The organism is Roseateles agri, assembly GCF_034043675.1.
GTDB lineage: Bacteria > Pseudomonadota > Gammaproteobacteria > Burkholderiales > Burkholderiaceae_C > KK5.
On the sequence record NZ_JAXCLA010000001.1, the window covers coordinates 1 to 19410 of the forward strand.

Sequence of the window (19410 nt, forward strand, 5' to 3'; positions counted from 1 at the left end):
CTCGTTGTTCTTCTTCATCGCTCGACGCCACTGCAGTCGCGGAGCCAGCGGAGATCCTAAGCAGGATGGTCGACGCGTCGATCGTCAGGGGTCAAGTCTTGCTTGACTCTTGGGGAAGCCCTTGTAGATCTAGCTGAGCCGCGAGCAGCGGCTGGGAACAGAGGGCCAGAATGAAATGACGGCCCGCAGAGGCCAGCCGTTGCGAGTCGACTCGGGCGCAGAGCTAGACAGAGCCATCGCTGACCTCATAGAACGACGAATCTCGGACCACCTGCGCCAGCACTGCGTCAATGACTACTGAAGTGAAGTCGGAGCCGATAGGTCTCTTGTCCTCTGGGAGTTCTTCGGACAGATGAAGTACATCGCGTCCATCCGTATACAGCCAATACCCGAAAGACCGAAAAGGCGGCCTTGGCCCCACCTGAAGGCCAACCACCGCCTCATAGAACGCGCGGACTTCCTCCATGAGCTGTCGCTGCAAGCGAAAGTTGTAGTGGGCGATTCCGTGTATTGGCATTGTGTTGTGCGACCTCGGCAGAATCAGCGCCCACCCGAAGACGAGCCCGGCAGCGGCGTGGCCACGACGATCTCGACGGCCTGCTGTTGCGTGAAGCCCTTCTTCAGCAGCGACTCGTAGAGGTTGTGCTTGAAGACGGCGATGCGTTCGGCAGTCTCGGGTTTCACCGCGGCAGCGAGTTGCGCCTCGACCATCGCGCTGGTCATCTGTGCCATTGCCGGAGCCATCGCGCCCATCGAGGCCTGCATCATCTGCTGCATGTGCTCGGGCGACATCGGCTTCGGTGCCGGCGGCGCAGGAGGGGCCATAGGAGCCGGTGGCGCGGGCGGCTGTGCGGCAGCGATCAGCGGGAGGGCGAATGCGGCGATCAGGACGAGACGCTTCATGTGACGCAACAGGACAAGTGGAAAGAGCCACAGCCTAGCCTGGCCATGTTGCTGAGATGCATGCATGACGCCCCATGAAAAAAGGCGGCCGGAGCCGCCTTTGTCGCGCTTCTTACTTGCTTACTTGCGTGCCGGCGGCACGTCCGTGCACGACCCATGCGCCACTTCCGCCGCCAGGCCGATCGACTCGCCGAGCGTCGGGTGCGGGTGGATGGTCTTGCCGATGTCTACGGCGTCAGCGCCCATCTCGATGGCCAGGGCGATCTCGCCGATCATGTCGCCAGCGTGCGTGCCGACGATGCCGCCGCCGACGATGCGGTGCGTCTCCTCGTCGAACAGCAGCTTGGTGAAGCCCTCGTCGCGGCCGTTGGCGATGGCGCGGCCGGAGGCGGACCACGGCAGCAGGCCCTTCTTGACCTTGATGCCCTTGGCCTTGGCTTCGTCTTCAGTCAGGCCCACCCAGGCCACTTCGGGGTCGGTGTAGGCCACGCTCGGGATCACGCGGGCGTCGAACTGGCTCTTGGCCAGCTTGTCGTCGCCCAGCAGTTCGCCGGCGATGACCTCGGCGGCCACGTGGCCCTCGTGCACCGCCTTGTGCGCCAGCATCGGCTGGCCCACCAGGTCGCCGATGGCGAAGATGTGGGGCACGTTGGTGCGCATCTGCACGTCGACCGGGATGAAGCCGCGGTCGGTGACGGCGACGCCGGCCTTGTCGGCGCCGATCTTCTTGCCGTTGGGCGTGCGGCCCACGGCCTGCAGCACCAGGTCGTAGAGCTGCGGTTCCTTCGGGGCACCCTCGCCTTCGAAGGTGACCTTGATGCCCTCGGGCGTCGCTTCGGCGGCCACCGTCTTCGTGTTCAACATGATGTTGTCGAAGCGCGGGGCGTTCATCTTCTGCCAGACCTTGACGAGGTCGCGGTCGGCGCCGGTCATCAGCGTGGGCAGCATTTCGACGACGTCCAGGCGCGCGCCCAAGGTCGAGTAGACGGTGCCCATCTCCAGGCCGATGATGCCGCCGCCAACGATCAGCATGCGTTTGGGCGCGGTGCTCAGTTCCAGCGCGCCGGTCGAGTCGATGACACGCGGGTCCTTGGGCATGAAGGGCAGGCTCACCGCCTGCGAACCGGCGGCGATGATCAGCTTCTTGAAGTTGACGGTCTGTGTCTTGCCCGTGCGCTCCTGGCCTGCGCCCGTGGTTTCCTCGACGCTCAGGTGGTTCGGATCGACCAGCGAGCCGTAGCCGCGGATCACCGTCACCTTGCGCATCTTGGCCATCATCGCGAGGCCGCCGGTGAGCTTGCCGACGACCTTCTGCTTGTGCTTGAGCAGCTTGGGCAGTTCGACGGTGGGCTCACCGAACTCGACGCCGAGGTCGGCGAAGTGCTTGACCTCGTCCATCACGGCCGCCACGTGCAGCAGCGCCTTCGACGGGATGCAGCCGACGTTGAGGCAGACGCCGCCGAGCGTCGTATAGCGCTCGACGATGGCGACCTTCAGGCCCAGGTCCGCAGCGCGGAAGGCGGCCGAGTAGCCGCCAGGGCCGCCGCCGAGCACGACCACGTCGAAGGACTGGTCGGCGCTGCCGGTGTAAGTGGCGGCCGCCGGGGCGGGAGCCGCCGCGACTGGCGCCGGAGCCTGGGCTGCAGGCGCGGCGGCTGCAGGAGCCGCTGCTGCAGCTTCGCCGCTGGCTTCCAGCGTCAGCACCACCGAGCCCTGCTTGACCTTGTCGCCGACCTTGACGCTGACTTCCTTGACCACACCGGCCGCGCTCGACGGGATCTCCATCGAGGCCTTGTCGCTCTCGACGGTGATCAGGCTCTGCTCGACCTTGACCGTGTCGCCGGCCTTCACCAGCACCTCGATCACGCCGACTTCATCGAAATCGCCGATGTCCGGCACCTTGACTTCAATCGTTGCCATGTCATCGGTCCTTTCAGAGGGCGATGCGGCGGAAGTCCGCCAGCAGCGACGCGAAGTAGACGTTGAAGCGTGCGGCGGCAGCGCCGTCGATCACGCGGTGGTCCCAGCTCAGCGACAGCGGCAGGATCAGGCGCGGCACGAACTGCTTGCCGTCCCAGACCGGCTGGGTGCTGCTCTTGCAGACGCCCATGATCGCCACCTCAGGCGCGTTGATGATCGGCGTGAAGTAGGTGCCGCCGATGCCGCCCAGCGACGAGATCGAGAAGCAGCCGCCGGTCATGTCGGCCGGGCCCAGCTTGCCGTCGCGCGCCTTCTTGGCCAGCTCGCTCATCTCCTGGCTGATCTGGAAGATGCCCTTCTTGTCGCAGTCACGGATGACCGGCACGACCAGGCCGTTCGGCGTGTCCGCTGCGAAGCCGATGTGGAAGTAGTTCTTCAGCACCAGCGTGCCGTCGCCGTCCAGCGAGGCATTGAACTCGGGGAACTTCTTGAGCGCGGCGACGGTGGCCTTGATCATGAAGGCCAGCATCGTGACCTTGATGCCGCTCTTCTCGTTCTCCTTGTTCAGCTGGACGCGGAAGGCTTCCAGCTCGGTGATGTCGGCGTCGTCGTGGTTGGTGACGTGCGGGATCGTGACCCAGTTGCGGTGCAGGTTGGCGCCGGAGATCTTCTTGATCCGCGACATCTCCTTGCGCTCGACCGGGCCGAACTTCTCGAAGTCCACCTTGGGCCAGGGCAGCAGGCCGGGGAAGGCACCGCCCGACGAAGCAGCCGCACCGGCTGCGGGCGCGGACGCCTTCTGCGCGGAGGTCTGGATGGCGCCGGCCATCACGCCCTTGACGAAGGATTGCAGGTCGCTCTCGACGATGCGGCCCTTGGCGCCGGAGCCCTTGACCTCGGCCAGCGGCACGCCCAGTTCGCGCGCCAGCTTGCGGATGCTGGGCGAGGCGTGGGGCAGCTTGCCGGTGGGAGCGGTCGGCTCATGGGCGGGCAGCGAGGCCGTCGGCGCAACGCGCTCGGCAGCCGGCGCGCTGGCAGGCACCGCCTGCGCGGGTGCGGGAGCCGGTGCCGCGGCAGCCGCGGCAGGCGCGCCGCCAGCCGCTTCGAGGACCGCCAGCAGCGAGCCCTTGCTGACCTTGTCGCCGACCTTGACCTTCAGCTCCTTGAGGACGCCGGCGTGCGAGGACGGGATCTCCATCGAGGCCTTGTCGCTCTCGACGGTGATCAGGCTCTGCTCGACCTTCACGGTGTCGCCGGGCTTGACCATCACCTCGATCACCGCGACCTCGTCGAAGTCGCCGATGTCCGGCACGACGATGTCGACCGTGCCGCCGCCGGCCACCGGTGCGGCCGGAGCAGCAACGGGCGCAGCAGCCACCGGAGCGGGTGCGGGCGCAGCCGCGGCGGGAGCCGGGGCAGCCGGTGCGGGGGCCGCAGCCTCGCCGGCCGTCTCCAGCACGAGCACCACGCTGCCTTCCTTGACCGTGTCGCCGACCTTGACCTTCAGCTCCTTGACCACGCCCGCCGCGCTGGACGGGATCTCCATCGAGGCCTTGTCGCTCTCGACGGTGATCAGGCTCTGTTCCACCTTCACCGTATCACCGGGCTTGACCAGCAGTTCGATGACGCCGACGCCATCGAAATCGCCGATGTCCGGCACCTTCACTTCAAGCAATGCCATGTTCTTGTCTCCGTAGAAACTCAGCGTTAGGCGCTGAACTTACGCGTAAAGCGGGTTGATCTTGTCGGCGTTGATGCCGTACTTGGCAATGGCGTCGGCCACCTTCTGCGCCGGCACCTTGCCTTCATCGGCCAGCGACTTGAGCGCGGCGACGACGATGTAGTGGCGGTTGATCTCGAAGTGCTCGCGCAGCTTGGAGCGGAAGTCCGAGCGGCCAAAGCCGTCGGTGCCCAGCACCTTGTAGGTGCGGCCGGCCGGGATGAAGGCGCGGATCTGCTCCGCGTAGTTCTTCATGTAGTCGGTGGACGCGATCACCGGACCCTGGACCTTGCTCAGTTGCTGCGTCACGTAAGGCACGCAGGCGAGTTCGGTCGGGTGCAGCAGGTTCCAGCGCTCGGCGTTCTGGCCGTCGCGGGCCAGTTCGTTGAAGCTCGGGCAGCTCCAGACGTTGGCGCCCACGCCCCACTCCTCTTCCAGCAGCTTCTTGGCCGCCTGGCTTTCGCGCAGGATCGTGCCGGAGCCCAGCAGGTTGACCGTGACGGCCGAGCCTTGCTGCGCCTCTTCCAGCAGGTACATGCCCTTGAGGATCTGCTCCTCGGTGCCGGCCTTCAGGCCCGGCATCGGGTAGTTCTCGTTCAGCAGGGTCAGGTAGAAGTAGACGTTCTCCTGGTTCTCGACCATGCGCTTCAGGCCCGAGTGCAGGATCACCGCCACTTCGTGCGCGAAGGTCGGGTCGTAGCTGATGCAGTTCGGGATGGTGGCGGCCAGGATGTGGCTGTGGCCGTCCTCGTGCTGCAGGCCTTCGCCGTTCAGCGTCGTACGGCCCGACGTGCCGCCCAGCAGGAAGCCGCGGGCCTGCATGTCGCCCGCCGCCCAGGCCAGGTCGCCGATGCGCTGGAAGCCGAACATCGAGTAGTAGACGAAGAACGGGATCATCACGCGGTTGTTCGTCGAGTACGACGTCGCCGCGGCGATCCACGAGGCCATGCCGCCGGCCTCGTTGATGCCTTCCTGCAGGACCTGGCCGGCCTTGTCCTCGCGGTAGTACATCACCTGGTCCTTGTCGACCGGGGTGTAGTTCTGGCCCGCAGGGTTGTAGATGCCGATCTGGCGGAACAGGCCTTCCATGCCGAAGGTGCGCGCCTCGTCGACGAGGATGGGCACCGTGCGCGGGCCGAGGTCCTTGTCGCGCAGCAGCTGCGTGAGGAAGCGGCCGAAGGCCTGGGTCGTCGAGATCTCGCGGCCCTCGGCGGTCGGGTCGAGCACGGCCTGGAAGGCGGCCAGCTCGGGCACCTTCAGGCTCTCGTCGGTCTTCGGGCGGCGCTTGGGCAGATAGCCGCCCAGTGCATTGCGGCGCTCGTGCAGGTACTTCAGTTCCTGCGAGCCCTCGGGCGGCTGGTAGAACGGCACGTTCGGCAGGTCCGCGTCGCTGACCGGGATGTTGAAGCGGTCGCGCATCTCGCGGATGTCGTCGTCCTGCAGCTTCTTGGTCTGGTGGGCGGTGTTCTTGCCTTCACCGATCTTGCCCATGCCGTAGCCCTTGACGGTCTTGATCAGCATGACGGTCGGCTGGCCGACGGTGTTCACCGCGCGGTGGTAGGCGGCGTAGACCTTCTGCGGATCGTGGCCGCCGCGCTGCAGGCGCCAGATGTCCTCGTCGCTCATCTTCGCGACCATCTCCAGCAGCTTGGGGTGGCGGCCGAAGAAGTTCTTGCGGACGAAGGCGCCGTCATTGGCCTTGAAGGCCTGGTAGTCGCCGTCGACCGTGTCCATCATGACCTTGCGCAGGATGCCGTCCTTGTCGCGAGCCAGCAGCGGATCCCAGTAGGAACCCCAGACGAGCTTGATGACGTTCCAGCCGGCGCCGCGGAACTCGCCTTCCAGTTCCTGGATGATCTTGCCGTTGCCGCGCACCGGGCCGTCCAGGCGCTGCAGGTTGCAGTTGACGACGAAGATCAGGTTGTCCAGCTTTTCGCGCGCGGCCAGGCCGATGGCGCCCAGCGATTCCGGCTCGTCCATCTCGCCGTCGCCCAGGAAGACCCACACCTTGCGCTTGCTCGTGTCGGCGATGCCGCGGGCGTGCAGGTACTTCAGGAAGCGCGCCTGGTAGATCGCCATCAAGGGGCCCAGGCCCATCGAGACGGTGGGGAACTGCCAGAACTCGGGCATCAGCTTCGGGTGCGGGTAGCTGGACAGGCCCTTGCCGTCCACTTCCTGGCGGAAGTTCAGCAGCTGTTCCTCGGTGATGCGACCTTCCATGAAGGCGCGGGCGTAGATGCCGGGCGCGCTGTGGCCCTGGATGTAGAGCAGGTCGCCGCCGTGCACGCCATCGTCGCCGTGCCAGAAGTGGTTGAAGCCGCAGCCCAGCATGGTCGCCAGCGAGGCGAAGCTGGAGATGTGGCCGCCGAGGTCGCCGCCGTCGTCCGGGTGCAGGCGATTGGCCTTCACGACCATCGCCATCGCGTTCCAGCGCATGATCGCGCGCAGGCGTTCCTCGATCTCGATATTGCCGGGGAAGCGCTCTTCCTGGTCCGTCGGGATCGTGTTGACGTAGGCGGTGGTGGCGCTGAACGGCACGTCAATGCCGGCCTGGCGCGCGTGATCGATCAGGGTATTCAGCAGGAAGTGGCCGCGGTCGCCGCCTTCCTCGCCGATGACGGCGGACAGCGCGTCCAGCCATTCACGGGTTTCTTGCGGATCGGCGTCGTTCGGGGCGGCGCCAAGGAACTCTGTCGGTTGGGCGGACATGGGTCGTCTCCTGCTTTTGGAAGGGCTCTCGGAAAGGTGCGCGGGAGTGTCTCACAAGTCTTCAGCACTTCCAAATGGCGCAAGTGATTTTCAAATTGTGAAATGAGGGAAGGTCCGCAGCGGGGTCTCCTCCATGCCGCTCGATAATTCAGTTATGCCTTTGTCGATCGATTTCCGCGGCGTCGCCCGCCGTCAACTGCTTCCCTTGCAGCGCATCGTCGCCGGCTGGTGGCGGCGCCAGTCCCCCGCGCGCCAGGACCGCTTCGCGACGCTGGGCCCGCTGATCTCCGTGCTGCTGTTCCTGGCGGCGATCATTTCCGCCTTCTGGTACCTGCGCAACGAGGAAATCGAACGCGAGACCGAGGCCGTCAAGCGCGACACCGAGATCGCCCAGCAGCAGATCCGCCTGCGCCTGATCGAGAACCAGGAACAACTGGTGCGGCTCGCCCGCGAGATCGGCACCCGCACCGTCGACACGCGCGAGTTCGCCGCCCAGGCCCGCGCGCTCGTCCGCGAGCGGCCCGAGCTGACCGAGGTCGACTGGATCGGCAACCACCGCGACCGCCGTGCCTACGTCAGCGCCGGCGGCTACCAGGACGACAGCCTGGTGCCCAACGAGAACAGCAGCGACCCCTCGCTGCCGCTGGCCAACCAGTCGAGCCCCCCCGAACTGGCCTTCCTGGCCGCCCGCGAGCGCCGCCAGCCGGTCTATTCGCTGCCCTTCGCCGACACCAGCGGCACGACGGTGTTCCAGATCCACGTGCCGCTGGTGGACCGCAGCGGCTTCTCCGGCGTGCTGATCGCGGAGTACAGCGTCGAGGCGCTGCTGCGCCATGCGGTGCCTTCGGAGGTGGCGACGCGGCATGCGATCGTCGTGCTCGACGGCCGCGAGCAGGTCGTCTCCAGCACCGTCACGCCGATGCCGGGCCAGCGCATCCAGCGCGCCTCGATCATCCACGACGTGCCGCTGGCACCAGCGCTGAACGGCCTGGTGCTGCGCGGCCAGGGCTACCGCACCTCGATCGGCCTGATCTCCAACACGCTGTTCTGGATGGTCGTCGCGCTGTCGGTGCTCACCGTCTGGATGCTGCTGGGCACCTGGCGCCACATGCGCCGGCGCCTGCAGATCCAGACCGCGCTGGCCAGCGAGACCAACTTCCGCCGCGCGATGGAGAATTCCATGCTGACCGGCATGCGGGCGATGGACATGGAGTCGCGTATCTCCTACGTGAACCCGGCCTTCTGTGCGATGACCGGTTTCTCCGAGGCCGAGCTGATCGGGCGCAAGCCGCCCTTCCCCTATTGGCCGACCGACCGCTACGAGGAGAACGCCCGCCTGCAGCAGCAGGAAGTGCAGGGCCGCAGCCCGGCCGGCGGTGCCGAGGTGCGCGTGATGCGCAAGGACGGCACGATCTTCGACGCGCGCATGTATGTCTCGCCGCTGGTCGACAGCAAGGGCAAGCAGAGCGGCTGGATGGCCTCGATCACCAACATCACCGAGGCCAAGCGCGTGCGCGACCAGTTGAGCGCCTCGCACGAGCGCTTCACGACGGTGCTGGAAGGCTTGGACGCCGCCGTGTCGGTGCTTTCGGTACAGCAGGGCGAGCTGCTGTTCGCCAACCGCTCCTACCGGCTCTGGTTCGGCGCCGATCCGGCCGGCCACGCCTTGCTGGCCGGCGGCCCGCTGGCGGCCCGCGCCAACATCCCCGCGGAGATCGACGAAGAGATCGACGACTACACCGGCCTGCCCACGCAGGCGCTGACCGAGGCCGGCTCCGACCCGCGCGAGGTCTACGTCGAATCGCTGGAGATGTGGTTCGACGTCCGCTCCCGCTACCTGCAGTGGACCGACGGGCGCCTGGCGCAGATGCTGATCGCCACCGACATCACCGTGCGCCGCCGCGCCGAGGCGCTGGCCGCCCAGCAGGCCGAGAAGGCCCAGGTCACCAGCCGCCTGATGACGATGGGCGAGATGGCCTCCTCGGTCGCCCACGAGCTGAACCAGCCGCTGACCGCGATCACCAACTACTGCAACGGCATGGTCAGCCGCGTGCGCGGCGACAGCATCCAGAAGGACGACCTGCTCTCCGCGCTGGAGAAAACCGCCAAGCAGGCGCAGCGGGCGGGCCAGATCATTCACCGCATCCGCAACTTCGTGAAGCGCAGCGAGCCGCAGCGCCAGGCCGCGCAGGCCGCCGACATCGTCGAGGACGCGGTGGAACTCGCCGGCATCGAGCTGCGCCGGCGCAGCGTGGCGATCCACACCTATGTGGCGCAGCGCCTGCCGCAGCTGATGGTCGACCCGATCCTGATCGAGCAGGTGCTGATGAACCTGCTGAAGAACGCCGCCGAGGCCATCGACAACGCCTCGCTGCCGGCCAGCCGCCGGCACATCGAGCTGCGTGTGGTGCCCAAGCACACCCCCGAGTTGGGCGGGCACATCGAATTCAGCGTCACCGACATGGGCCCCGGCCTGCCCGAGGAAGTGATCTCCCGGATGTACGAGGCCTTTTTCTCGACCAAGGCCGACGGCATGGGCATCGGCCTAGGGTTATGCCGGTCCATCGTCGAGTCCCACCAGGGCCGGATCCGGGCGGAGAACTTATACAATGCTTCCGCTATCGTGGGATGTCGGTTCGCCTTCACCATCCCGGTAGACATCTCCCGCGCCGACCCGGGCGGGGGCGCCCCCGCAGTGAACTTACAAGCGACACCATGAGCCTGATTCCGAAGAAGGGTAACGTCTACGTCGTCGATGACGACGAGGCCGTCCGAGACTCCCTGCAATGGTTGCTCGAGGGCAAGGACTACCGGGTCAAGTGCTTCGACTCGGCCGAATCCTTCCTCAGCCGCTACGACCCTCGCGAAGTCGCCTGTCTGATCGCCGACATCCGCATGGACGGCATGAGCGGCCTGGAGCTGCAGGATCGCCTGATCGAGCGCCGCAGCCCGCTGCCGGTCGTCTTCATCACCGGCCATGGCGACGTGCCGATGGCCGTGCAGACGATGAAGAAGGGCGCGATGGACTTCATCGAGAAGCCCTTCAAGGAAGACGAACTGCTCGCGCTGGTGGAGCGCATGCTGGACCAGGCCCGCAACGCCTTCAGCACGCACCAGGAAGCCGCCAGCCGCGACGCCCTGCTGTCGCGCCTGACGACCCGCGAGGCGCAGGTGCTGGAGCGCATCGTCGCCGGCCGCCTGAACAAGCAGATCGCCGACGACCTCGGCATCAGCATCAAGACGGTGGAGGCGCACCGCGCCAACATCATGGAAAAGCTCAACGCCAACACGGTGGCCGATCTGCTGAAGATCGCGCTGGGTGCCCCGGCGAAAGTCTGAATCTGAATCGTCCCCACGAGGCCGCTGAATGCGGCCTCGTTGCATTTCTGGAGTAGCTCTGATGACCGCACAACTGATCGACGGCAACGCCCTCAGCAAACAAGTCCGCGCCGAAGTCGCACAACGCGCCGCCGCGCTGACGGCCAAGGGCGTCAAGCCGGGCCTCGCGGTCGTCCTCGTCGGCGACAACCCGGCCAGCCAGGTCTACGTCCGCAACAAGGTCAAGGCCTGCGAGGAAGCGGGCATGCACTCGGTGCTGGAGAAGTACGAGGCGACGATGACCGAGGCCGAACTGCTGGCCCGCGTCGAGGCGCTGAACAACGATCCCGCCATCCACGGCGTCCTGGTCCAGCTGCCGCTGCCCAAGCACATCGACGACCACAAGGTCATCGAGGCGATCTCGCCGGCCAAGGACGTGGACGGCTTCCACGTCTCCAGCGCCGGCGCGCTGATGGTGGGCGAGCCGGGTTTCAAGGCCTGCACGCCCTACGGCTGCATGAAGATGCTGGAAAGCATCGGCATGAAGAACCTGCGCGGCAAGCACGCGGTCGTGATCGGCCGCAGCAACATCGTCGGCAAGCCGATGGCGATGATGCTCTTGCAGGCGGACGCCACCGTCACCATCTGCCACAGTGGCACCGCGGACCTGGGCGCCATCACCCGCCAGGCCGACGTGATCGTGGCCGCCGTCGGCAAGCGCAATGTGCTGACGGCGGACATGGTCAAGCCCGGTGCCGTCGTGATCGACGTGGGCATGAACCGCAACGACGAAGGCAAGCTCTGCGGCGACGTGGACTTCGACGGCGTCAAAGAGGTCGCCGGCTACATCACCCCGGTGCCTGGCGGCGTCGGCCCGATGACGATCACGATGCTCCTGGTGAACACGATGGAATCCGCCGAACGCACCGTCCGCTGAACGAGGAAGTTATGAGCCTGACCGACAACCCCCTGCTGTCCACCGCCCCGCTGCCGCTGTTCGGCTCGATCAAGCCCGAGCACGTCGCCCCGGCGATCACCGAACTGCTGGCCGCCGCCGACCAGGCGCTGACGGCCGCCACCTCGGCCGCGGTGCCGGCCGATTACGACGCCATGCAAGCCGCGCTGGACGTGCCCTGCGAGCGGCTTGGCGTGGCCTGGGGTGCCGTCGGCCACATGAACGCCGTGGCAGACACGCCCGAGCTGCGCGAGGCCTACAACTCGATGCTGCCGGCCGTCACCGAGTTCTACACGCGGCTGGGCGCCAGCGAAGATCTTTACGCCAAGTACAAGGCCATCGATGCCAAGCCGCTGAACGCCGCGCGCCAGCAGGCGCTGCGCCACGCGCTGCGCGACTTCGTGCTCGGCGGCGCCGAGCTGCAGGGCGAGGCCAAGGCGCGCTTCGCCGCGATCCAGGAGCGCAGCGCCGAGCTGAGCCAGAAGTTCTCCGAGCATGTGATGGACGCCACCGACGGCTTCGCCTACTACGCGACGCTGGAGGAACTGGCCGGCGTGCCGGCCGATGCCGTCGAGGCCGCGCGCGCTGCCGCCCAGGCCGAGGGCAAGGACGGCCACAAGATCACGCTGCACTTCCCCAGCTATTTCCCGGTGATGCAGTACGGTACCGACCGCAAGCTGCGCGAGACGCTCTACACCGCCTACGTCACCCGCGCCAGCGAGATCGGCGCCAAGCCCGAGCTGGACAACTCCGCGCTGATGCAGGAGTTGCTGATGCTGCGCCAGGAAGAGGCGCAGCTGCTGGGCCTGAAGAACTTTGCCGAGGCCTCGCTGGTCGCCAAGATGGCCAGCTCGCCCGAGCAGGTGCTGAGCTTCCTGCGCGACCTGGCCGCCCGCGCGCGGCCTTTTGCCGAGAAGGACCTGGCCGAACTGCGCGAGTTCGCCGCAGCCGAATTGGGTTTGAGCGACATGCAGTCCTGGGATGTGAGCTACGCCTCCGAGAAGCTGAAGGAGGCCCGCTACGCCTTCAGCGACCAGGAGGTGCGCCAGTACTTCACCGCGCCGCGCGTGCTGCAAGGCCTGTTCGACATCATCGAGCGCCTGTTCGACGTGAAGATCGTCGAGCAAGCCAATGCCGAGTTGTGGCACGAGTCGGTCAAGTTCTACCGTCTGGAGCGCAAGGGGCAACTGGTCGCCCAGTTCTACCTCGACCTCTACGCCCGCAACGGCAAGCGCCCCGGCGCCTGGATGGACGACGTGCGCGGCCGCTGGGCCAAGCCGGACGGCACGCAACAGACGCCCGTCGCCCAGCTGGTCTGCAACTTCACCTCGCCGGTCGGTGACAAGCCGGCGCTGCTGACGCACGACGACGTCACCACCCTCTTTCACGAATTCGGCCACGGCCTGCATCACATGCTGACCCAGGTCAGCGAGCGCGGCGTCGCGGGCATCAGCGGCGTGGAGTGGGATGCCGTCGAGCTACCCAGCCAGTTCATGGAGAACTTCTGCTGGGAGTGGGAGGTGCTGCAGCAGCTCACCGCCCACGTCGACACCGGCGCCCCGCTGCCGCGCGAGCTGTTCGACAAGATGACCGCCGCTAAGAACTTCCAGAGCGGCCTGATGACCCTGCGCCAGATCGAGTTCGCGCTGTTCGACATGCGCCTGCACGCCGAGCCCGGGACCGAGGCGCAGATCCAGGACGTGATCGACGAAGTCCGCCAGGAAGTCGCCGTGATGGTCCCGCCGGCCTTCAACCGCATGCAGCACAGCTTCAGCCACATCTTCGCGGGCGGCTACGCGGCGGGCTATTACAGCTACAAGTGGGCGGAGCTGCTGAGTGCCGACGCGTGGAGCGCCTTCGAGGAAGAAGGCGTGTTCAACGCCGCCACCGGCCAGCGCTACCTGCACAACATCCTCGAAGTCGGCGGCTCGCGCGACGCGATCGACAACTTCAAGGCCTTCCGCGGACGCGAGCCGACGATCGACGCGCTGCTGCGGCATCAGGGCATGGCCTGATCAGGCCAGGCGGGTGAAATCCATCCGCCAGTTGTTCTCCCAGCTGCGGCCGCCGTCGATCGAGTAGGCCTGGGTCCAGCGCGCCGCGTCCGTGCCCAGGCGCTCCCAGACGAAGCGCACCAGCGCCGTGTGCCCGCTGTCTTCCTCGATGCCGTAGAACTCGCCGCGGTCACCGCACCAGCCGCCGTGCACCGGCGGGTACAGCTTGCCGGTGCGGCTGTTGACCCAGTAGATCGCCCACTGCTTCGTCGCCATGTCCAGCGTGCGCATCGTCGCGCCGGCGAAGCCCTCGGACTCGCAACTGAGTTCGTCGAAGCTGATCTGCCCGCCCATGTGCGACCAGGCTTGCTGGACGCCGTGGAATTCGCGCCAATCGGTCGTGTTGCCCTGTAAGCGCGTCATCAGCCGGGTATTGCGCACCGCCCAGCGGCCGACGAGGAAATCGAAATCGCCAGGACGGCCGACGAAGGCGCGCGGTGCTGCATCGAGTTGCAAGGCCGAGCGCGTGGTGGGCTGCAGCCGCAGTACCTGCGGCGTCCAAGGCGCCAACATCGCCGCATCGAAGTCACCACGCACGCGCAGCAGCCAGACCGCATGCCGCTCGCCCTCGCGGACCGGCAGGCGCGGGAAGTTGTTCGGTGTCGGGTCGGTGATCCAGCGGCCGACCAGTTCGCCGTCCAGGTTCGCCGTCAGCACCGCGTCGATCGCGGTGGCGTCGGCCTCGGTCTGGATCACGCAATCGACGCAGACGAACATTCGCCCGGCTCCGCTCGCTTTCGGCACGGGCGCGCCGAAGGGCTTGAGCAGCAGCACGTCGTCCGAATTGATCATCGTCGCGTTGGCCGCGGTGCGATGCTGTTGCCACACCGGGCCGGTGTAGAAGCGCGCCAGCGCCTCGGGCCGCGCGGCCATGTCGAAAAAGCCGCGCAGCCAGACGAAGCGGTCGGGCCGGTCCATGTCGGTGAACAGGCCTGGCAGCGTGATGCCGCAGTCCTGCTGGGCCTCGATGAACTCGCGCTCGAACAGCGCGATCAGCTCGTCGCGGCGACCGGGGTGCAAGGTGTAGTTGCGCAGCTCGAAGACGGTGGGGGTGAAGCTCATGGCGGATCTCCTGGAAAAGTGGCCATGCTGATCTCCAAACCCTGACAAGGCCTGTCACCCTTTCCCGGCAGAATCGAGGAACGATGCAAGCCAGCCGCCTCCTCTCGATCCTGATGCTGCTGCAGGGCCGCGGCCGCGTGTCGGCCCAGGCGCTGGCGCGCGAGCTGGAAGTCTCGGTGCGGACGATCTACCGCGACGTCGATCGTCTCAGCGCCTCCGGCGTGCCGATCTGGGCCGACACCGGCCGCAACGGCGGCTTCCAGCTGCGCGAGGGCTGGCGCACCAAGCTCGACGGCCTGACCGCGCCCGAGGCGCAGGCGATGTTCCTCGCCGGCCTGCCCGGGCCAGCTGCGGACCTCGGCCTCGGCGAGGCGCTGGCTTCCGCCCAGCTGAAGCTGCGCGCGGCGCTGCCGCCCGAATGGCAGGACGATGCGCAGCGCGTCGGCACGCGCTTCCACCTCGATCCGGTCGACTGGTACCGCGACGCGCCGCCGGTCGACCACCTGGGCGTGATCGCCCGCGCCGTGTGGCAGGCCGAGCGCATCGCCATCCGCTACGACAGCTGGCAGGGCGAGACACCACGCCGCGAGCTGGAGCCGCTGGGCCTGGTGCTGAAGGCGGGCATCTGGTACGTGATCGCGCGCAGCTCGGCCGCCAGGCCGGCGCGCACCTATCGGCTGCAGAGCATCCTGGAACTGCAGGCCCTGGGCGAGCCGTTCAAGCGCCCGCGCAGCTTCGACCTGGCCGGCTACTGGCGCGAATCGACCCGCCGCTTCGAGGCCGAGCTGTACCGGGGCGAGGCGCGTCTCTCGGTCAGCGCGCGCGGGCTGAGATTGCTGACGCATGACTTCAGCAGCGCCGTCGCCGAGGCAGCACGGCGCAGCGCGAAGCCCGATCCCGAGCGCGAGGGCTGGTCGCAGCTGCGCATCCCCATCGAATCCGCCGAGCACGCGGCCGGCCAGTTGCTGCGGCTCGGCCCGGATGCGCTGGTGCTCGGCCCGAAGGACCTGCGCGAGCGCATGGTCGGCCTGGCGGCGCGGCTGGCCGCGCTGTACGCGTGAATCAGGCGCGCGAATCCTGCGGCGAGCGCGCCCGGAACCAGTCGGCGATGCCTGTCATGTGCGGCTCGAACGGCCCCGGCACGCTGAGGTTCAGCACACCGGCGCGCTGCGCGCCACGGTTCTCGAAATCGTGCGGCACGCCACCGGGCACCAGCACGAAGGCGCCCTTCGGGCAGTCGAACCACTGCACGTCGACGCGCAGGCTCATCACGCCCTCGATCACGTAGAACACGTCGTCCTCCGGGTGCTGGTGCGTGCCGGGCCCGCGCGTGTGCGGCTCCAGCCACCATTCGGAGATCGAGTACTTCGAAGCGGTCTCCGCCTCATCGGCCTTGAACACGGCCGCAAGCGGGCCCATCGGCCAGGCCCGGCCCTCGCCGGGCATCAGCACGATGGGACGGCGCGGCGGCGCATCCGGCGGCTGGCCGATCTGCGCCGCATAACGACCCAGCGAGCGCTGGTAGCGCGGCAGCAGCGGTGCCAGCGCGCCGATCGCCAGAGCCGCGGCTTCGCGCTCACGGCCGAGGTCGATCCAGGCCAGCGCGAGGAATCCGCGCAGCGCGGCGCTCAGCTCGTCGTCGGGCTGCTCGCGCAGTTCGGCCTCCAGCGCGTCCGCGGCGCGCTGCGGCTCGCCGAGGCTGCGCAGCGAACTGGCCCGCTGGATCACCGTGCGGCGGCGGCGCAGGCCCGTCACGCCGGCGGCCAGCGCGGCTTCGTACAAGGGCACGGCTTCGGCGGGGCGACCGGTGGAATCGAGTGCAGCACCCCGCTCGAACAGCGCGGCCGGATGACTGGCGCCCAGCTCGGCCAGCAGCACATCGAGGCCGACGATGAAGTCGCCCGGCGGCTGCGCGTCCAGCGTGGCCCAATGCGCTGCCAGGCGAGCTTCCCACGCGGGGTCAGGTGTTGCGATGTCGCCCATCAATCGCTCCTCGATCGATCCTCACAGGTCCAGCGCCGGCCGATGCTCCTCGCGCGACACGAACTGCCAGCGGCCGATGAACACCGCCGCCAGCAGCGCGCCGGCCATGATGCCCAGCACCACCTTCAGCGCCGACACCCATTCGGCCCCGAAGGCGCCGAACATGCTCGCCCGCACACCCTTGACGACCCAGGTGAAGGGCAGCCACGGGCTGATGCTGCGGAAGAAGGGGCCGTTCAGCTCCACCGGGAAGACGCCGCCGGCGGACGAGAGCTGCAGGATCAGCAGGATCAGCGCCAGCGCCTTGCCGGCGTCGCCGAAGGCGCGCGTCAGCACGACGATGATCAGCATGAAGGTGATCGAGGCCGCGCCGGTCATCAGCGCCAGCGCCGGCAGGTTCGCGACGTGGATGTGCAGCACCTGCATCAGCATGGCCAGCACGACCGCGCTCTGCATCAGCACGATCACGCCCGGCAGCGCCAGCTTGCCCAGCACCTGCGCCAGCGGCGAGGCGCCGCGCGCGCTCTCGGGCAGGCGCCGCATGTGGAAGACGAAGGCGGTCATCACGGCGCCCAGCCACAGCGTGATCGGCAGGATGTTGGGCGTAAAGCCGGTGCCGTTGTTGGGCACCGGCGCGTCGATCTCCACATGCGGCGTCACCGACGCCGCCAGGCCCTTCGGGTCGCCTTCGAGCCCGGGGGTGTCGGGCAGGGATTCGGCCAGCAGGTCGAGCCCGGCGACGAGCTGGTGGGCGCCGGTGCGCAGCTTGTCCAGGCCGCCATCCAGGCCCCGGGCGCCGCTGGCCAGTGCGGTGCCACCGGCCGACAGTTCGTTCAGCCGCCCGTCGGCCGGCAGCCGCGCGGTGATGGTGCCGAGCGCGCCGCCCAGGCTGTTCACGCCGTCGACCAGCGCCGTCACGCCGATGCCCATCTTCTGGCCGCCCTCGGCCAGCTTCACTTCCGCGGCGTGGGCCTGCTGCAGGCCCTGGCTCAGCAGCAGCCCGCCATCGGCCAGCTGCGAGGCGCCGGCCGAGACACGTTCGCCGACGAAAAGGATGTCCTTGCTCTCGTCGCGCATCTGCACGGCGCCCTCGGTCAGGCGCACGGCGCCCTTGTGCAACTCGTCCAGCCCGCGCACCAGCTCGGCACGGCCGGCGGCCAGCTGCGCGCTGCCGTTCTTCAAGGCCTGCAGGTCCTGCGCCGGCGGGCGGCGACTCTCGATCTCGCGCAGCGCGGCGCCGAGTTGCTTGACACCCTCGCCCAGCTGCGCCACGGCCGAGGCGTACTGGCCGCTGCCGCCGGCGACCTTGGCCGAGCCGTCCTTGGCCGTGGCGATCCCCTTGTCCAGCTCCAGCGCGCCGCTGCGCAGCCGGGCCACGCCCTCACGCAGCCGGCCGAGGCTCTGGCGCGCGCTCTCGCTGCTGCCGAGCACCAGCGACCAGCGCTTCTCGTTCAGGGTCTCGTTGACCTGGTGGCCCAGCTCGGCCGCGAAGCGCTTGGCCAGGCCCGCGCCGGTGTAGTTGTTGCCCTCGGAAGCGAACACGATCAGTTGCCCGCCGCCGCTGCGCAAACCCGGCACCGCGTTGGCGCTGAAGTCGCGCGGGATGATCAGCGCGAAGGCCGTGCCGCCGGCGCGCACCGCATCGCGCGCGGCGTCCTCGTCGCGCGAAACGACGAAGCCGAAGGTGCGCTTGGCCACCAGGCTGTCGGCCAGCTCCCGACCCAGGTTGACCTGCTGGCCCGCGTAGTCGAAACCTTCATCAAGATTGACGATGGCCACCGGCAGCGCGCTGGCGCGGCCGTAGGGATCCCAGACGCTGGACAGGTAGATGAACGCGTACAGCGAAGGGATCAGCAGGATGCCCAGCACCGAGATGCCGAGCTTCGGGAAGCGCAGGAACAGGCCTGCCTCCGCGCCAGCGATCGCCGTTGCATCCCGAAACAAGCGCATGGATCCCCATCAGAAAGAAGGCAAAACCGGCTTATCGCACAAATGGCGCAAGTCAGCAGGCCGACAGAATGGGGAAAAGGAACAGGGTCAGGTCTTGCCAGGTCGGATCAATGCCCGCCGCCAAGGTAGGCGGCCTTCACGGCCGGATCGTCGCGCAGCTTGGCTGCGGGCCCGTGGACCGAGATGCGACCGTTCTCCAGCACGTAGCCGTAGTCGGCCACGGCCAGCGCCGCGGCGGCGAACTGTTCCACCAGCAGCATGGTCACGCCCTGCTCCTTCAGCCGGCCGATGATCTTGAAGACCTCGTCGACGAGGATGGGCGCGAGGCCCATCGAGGGCTCGTCCAGCAGCACCAGCTCGGGGTTCAGCATCACCGCGCGGGCCATCGCAAGCATCTGCTGCTCACCGCCGGAGAGCGTGCCCGCCAGCTGTGTGCGGCGCTCCTTCAGGCGGGGAAACAGCTCCATCGCCTTTTCCAGGTCGGCATCGACGTCGCCCTTGGGCCGCGCGCCGGTGTAGCGCGGGAAGGCGCCCAGGCGCAGGTTGTCGACCACGCTCATCGTCGCGAACACGCGCCGGCCCTCGGGCGAATGCGCAAGGCCCAGGCGGGCTATTGTGTAGCTCTCCAGCCCGTCGATGCGCTTGCCGTTCAGCGTGATCTCGCCCGCGGTGGGGCGGATCATGCCGCTGACCGCGCGCATCGTCGTCGTCTTGCCGGCGCCGTTGGAGCCGATCAGCGTCACCACCTGGCCCTTGGGCACCTCGATGCCGATGCCGTGCAGGACCTGGACCTTGCCGTAGCCGGCGCTGAGATTCTTGATCGTCAACATAACTCG

General features: G+C 67.8%; 13 protein-coding genes. 5 read left to right on the top strand and 8 right to left on the bottom strand.

Going from position 1 to position 19410, the window contains the following annotated elements:
* Window positions 1-540: 540 nt before the first annotated feature.
* From SNE35_RS00005 to aceE, 4 genes are all read right to left on the bottom strand, one after another.
* The gene (locus SNE35_RS00005) at window positions 541-903 is read right to left on the bottom strand and encodes a hypothetical protein (RefSeq protein ID WP_320420671.1); all 363 of its coding nucleotides are present in this window, start codon (window positions 901-903) and stop codon (window positions 541-543) included.
* Window positions 904-1023: 120 nt separating this feature from the next.
* Window positions 1024-2823, bottom strand: a complete 1800-nt coding sequence (gene lpdA / locus SNE35_RS00010; protein ID WP_320420672.1) for a dihydrolipoyl dehydrogenase — start codon at window positions 2821-2823, stop codon at window positions 1024-1026.
* 13 nt (window positions 2824-2836) lie between these two features.
* A complete protein-coding gene (gene aceF, locus SNE35_RS00015) occupies window positions 2837-4504 on the bottom strand; it encodes a dihydrolipoyllysine-residue acetyltransferase (protein ID WP_320420673.1) in 1668 nt (555 codons plus the stop codon).
* Window positions 4505-4543: 39 nt separating this feature from the next.
* Window positions 4544-7252 (bottom strand): pyruvate dehydrogenase (acetyl-transferring), homodimeric type, encoded by a 2709-nt coding sequence (gene aceE / locus SNE35_RS00020; protein ID WP_320420674.1) that lies wholly within the window; start codon window positions 7250-7252, stop codon window positions 4544-4546.
* Window positions 7253-7406: 154 nt separating this feature from the next.
* Between aceE and SNE35_RS00025 the strand changes: the two genes are divergently transcribed.
* The 4 genes from SNE35_RS00025 to SNE35_RS00040 all read left to right on the top strand — a co-directional run bounded on the left by SNE35_RS00025 (window position 7407) and on the right by SNE35_RS00040 (window position 13540).
* A complete protein-coding gene (locus SNE35_RS00025; protein WP_320420675.1) occupies window positions 7407-9971 on the top strand; it encodes a PAS domain-containing sensor histidine kinase in 2565 nt (854 codons plus the stop codon).
* The gene (locus SNE35_RS00030) at window positions 9968-10591 is read left to right on the top strand and encodes a response regulator transcription factor (RefSeq protein ID WP_077037755.1); all 624 of its coding nucleotides are present in this window, start codon (window positions 9968-9970) and stop codon (window positions 10589-10591) included. Before SNE35_RS00025 ends, SNE35_RS00030 begins: the two co-directional genes overlap by 4 nt.
* Before the next feature lie 61 nt (window positions 10592-10652).
* On the top strand, window positions 10653-11507 hold the full coding sequence (folD, locus tag SNE35_RS00035) for a bifunctional methylenetetrahydrofolate dehydrogenase/methenyltetrahydrofolate cyclohydrolase FolD (RefSeq protein ID WP_320420676.1): 855 nt from the start codon (window positions 10653-10655) through the stop codon (window positions 11505-11507).
* 11 nt (window positions 11508-11518) lie between these two features.
* Entirely contained in the window at window positions 11519-13540 is a 2022-nt protein-coding gene (locus SNE35_RS00040; RefSeq protein ID WP_320420677.1) for a M3 family metallopeptidase, read from the top strand.
* Here the strand turns inward: SNE35_RS00040 and SNE35_RS00045 are convergent, their stop codons facing one another.
* Window positions 13541-14641, bottom strand: a complete 1101-nt coding sequence (locus SNE35_RS00045; RefSeq protein ID WP_320420678.1) for an NIPSNAP family protein — start codon at window positions 14639-14641, stop codon at window positions 13541-13543. It lies immediately after the preceding gene.
* Window positions 14642-14724: 83 nt separating this feature from the next.
* Here SNE35_RS00045 and SNE35_RS00050 point away from each other — a divergent pair, with 83 nt between their 5' ends.
* Window positions 14725-15702 (top strand): helix-turn-helix transcriptional regulator, encoded by a 978-nt coding sequence (locus SNE35_RS00050; protein WP_320420679.1) that lies wholly within the window; start codon window positions 14725-14727, stop codon window positions 15700-15702.
* 1 nt (window position 15703) lies between these two features.
* Here SNE35_RS00050 and SNE35_RS00055 read toward each other — a convergent pair whose 3' ends face one another.
* The 3 genes from SNE35_RS00055 to SNE35_RS00065 form a co-directional block, all read right to left on the bottom strand.
* The gene (locus tag SNE35_RS00055) at window positions 15704-16624 is read right to left on the bottom strand and encodes a tetratricopeptide repeat protein (protein WP_320420680.1); all 921 of its coding nucleotides are present in this window, start codon (window positions 16622-16624) and stop codon (window positions 15704-15706) included.
* A 21-nt stretch (window positions 16625-16645) separates the two neighbouring features.
* Window positions 16646-18568: a YhgE/Pip domain-containing protein gene (locus tag SNE35_RS00060; RefSeq protein WP_320420681.1), complete on the bottom strand. Its 1923-nt coding sequence runs from the start codon at window positions 18566-18568 to the stop codon at window positions 16646-16648.
* 113 nt (window positions 18569-18681) lie between these two features.
* On the bottom strand, window positions 18682-19404 hold the full coding sequence (locus SNE35_RS00065) for an ABC transporter ATP-binding protein (RefSeq protein ID WP_320420682.1): 723 nt from the start codon (window positions 19402-19404) through the stop codon (window positions 18682-18684).
* Window positions 19405-19410: the final 6 nt, after the last annotated feature.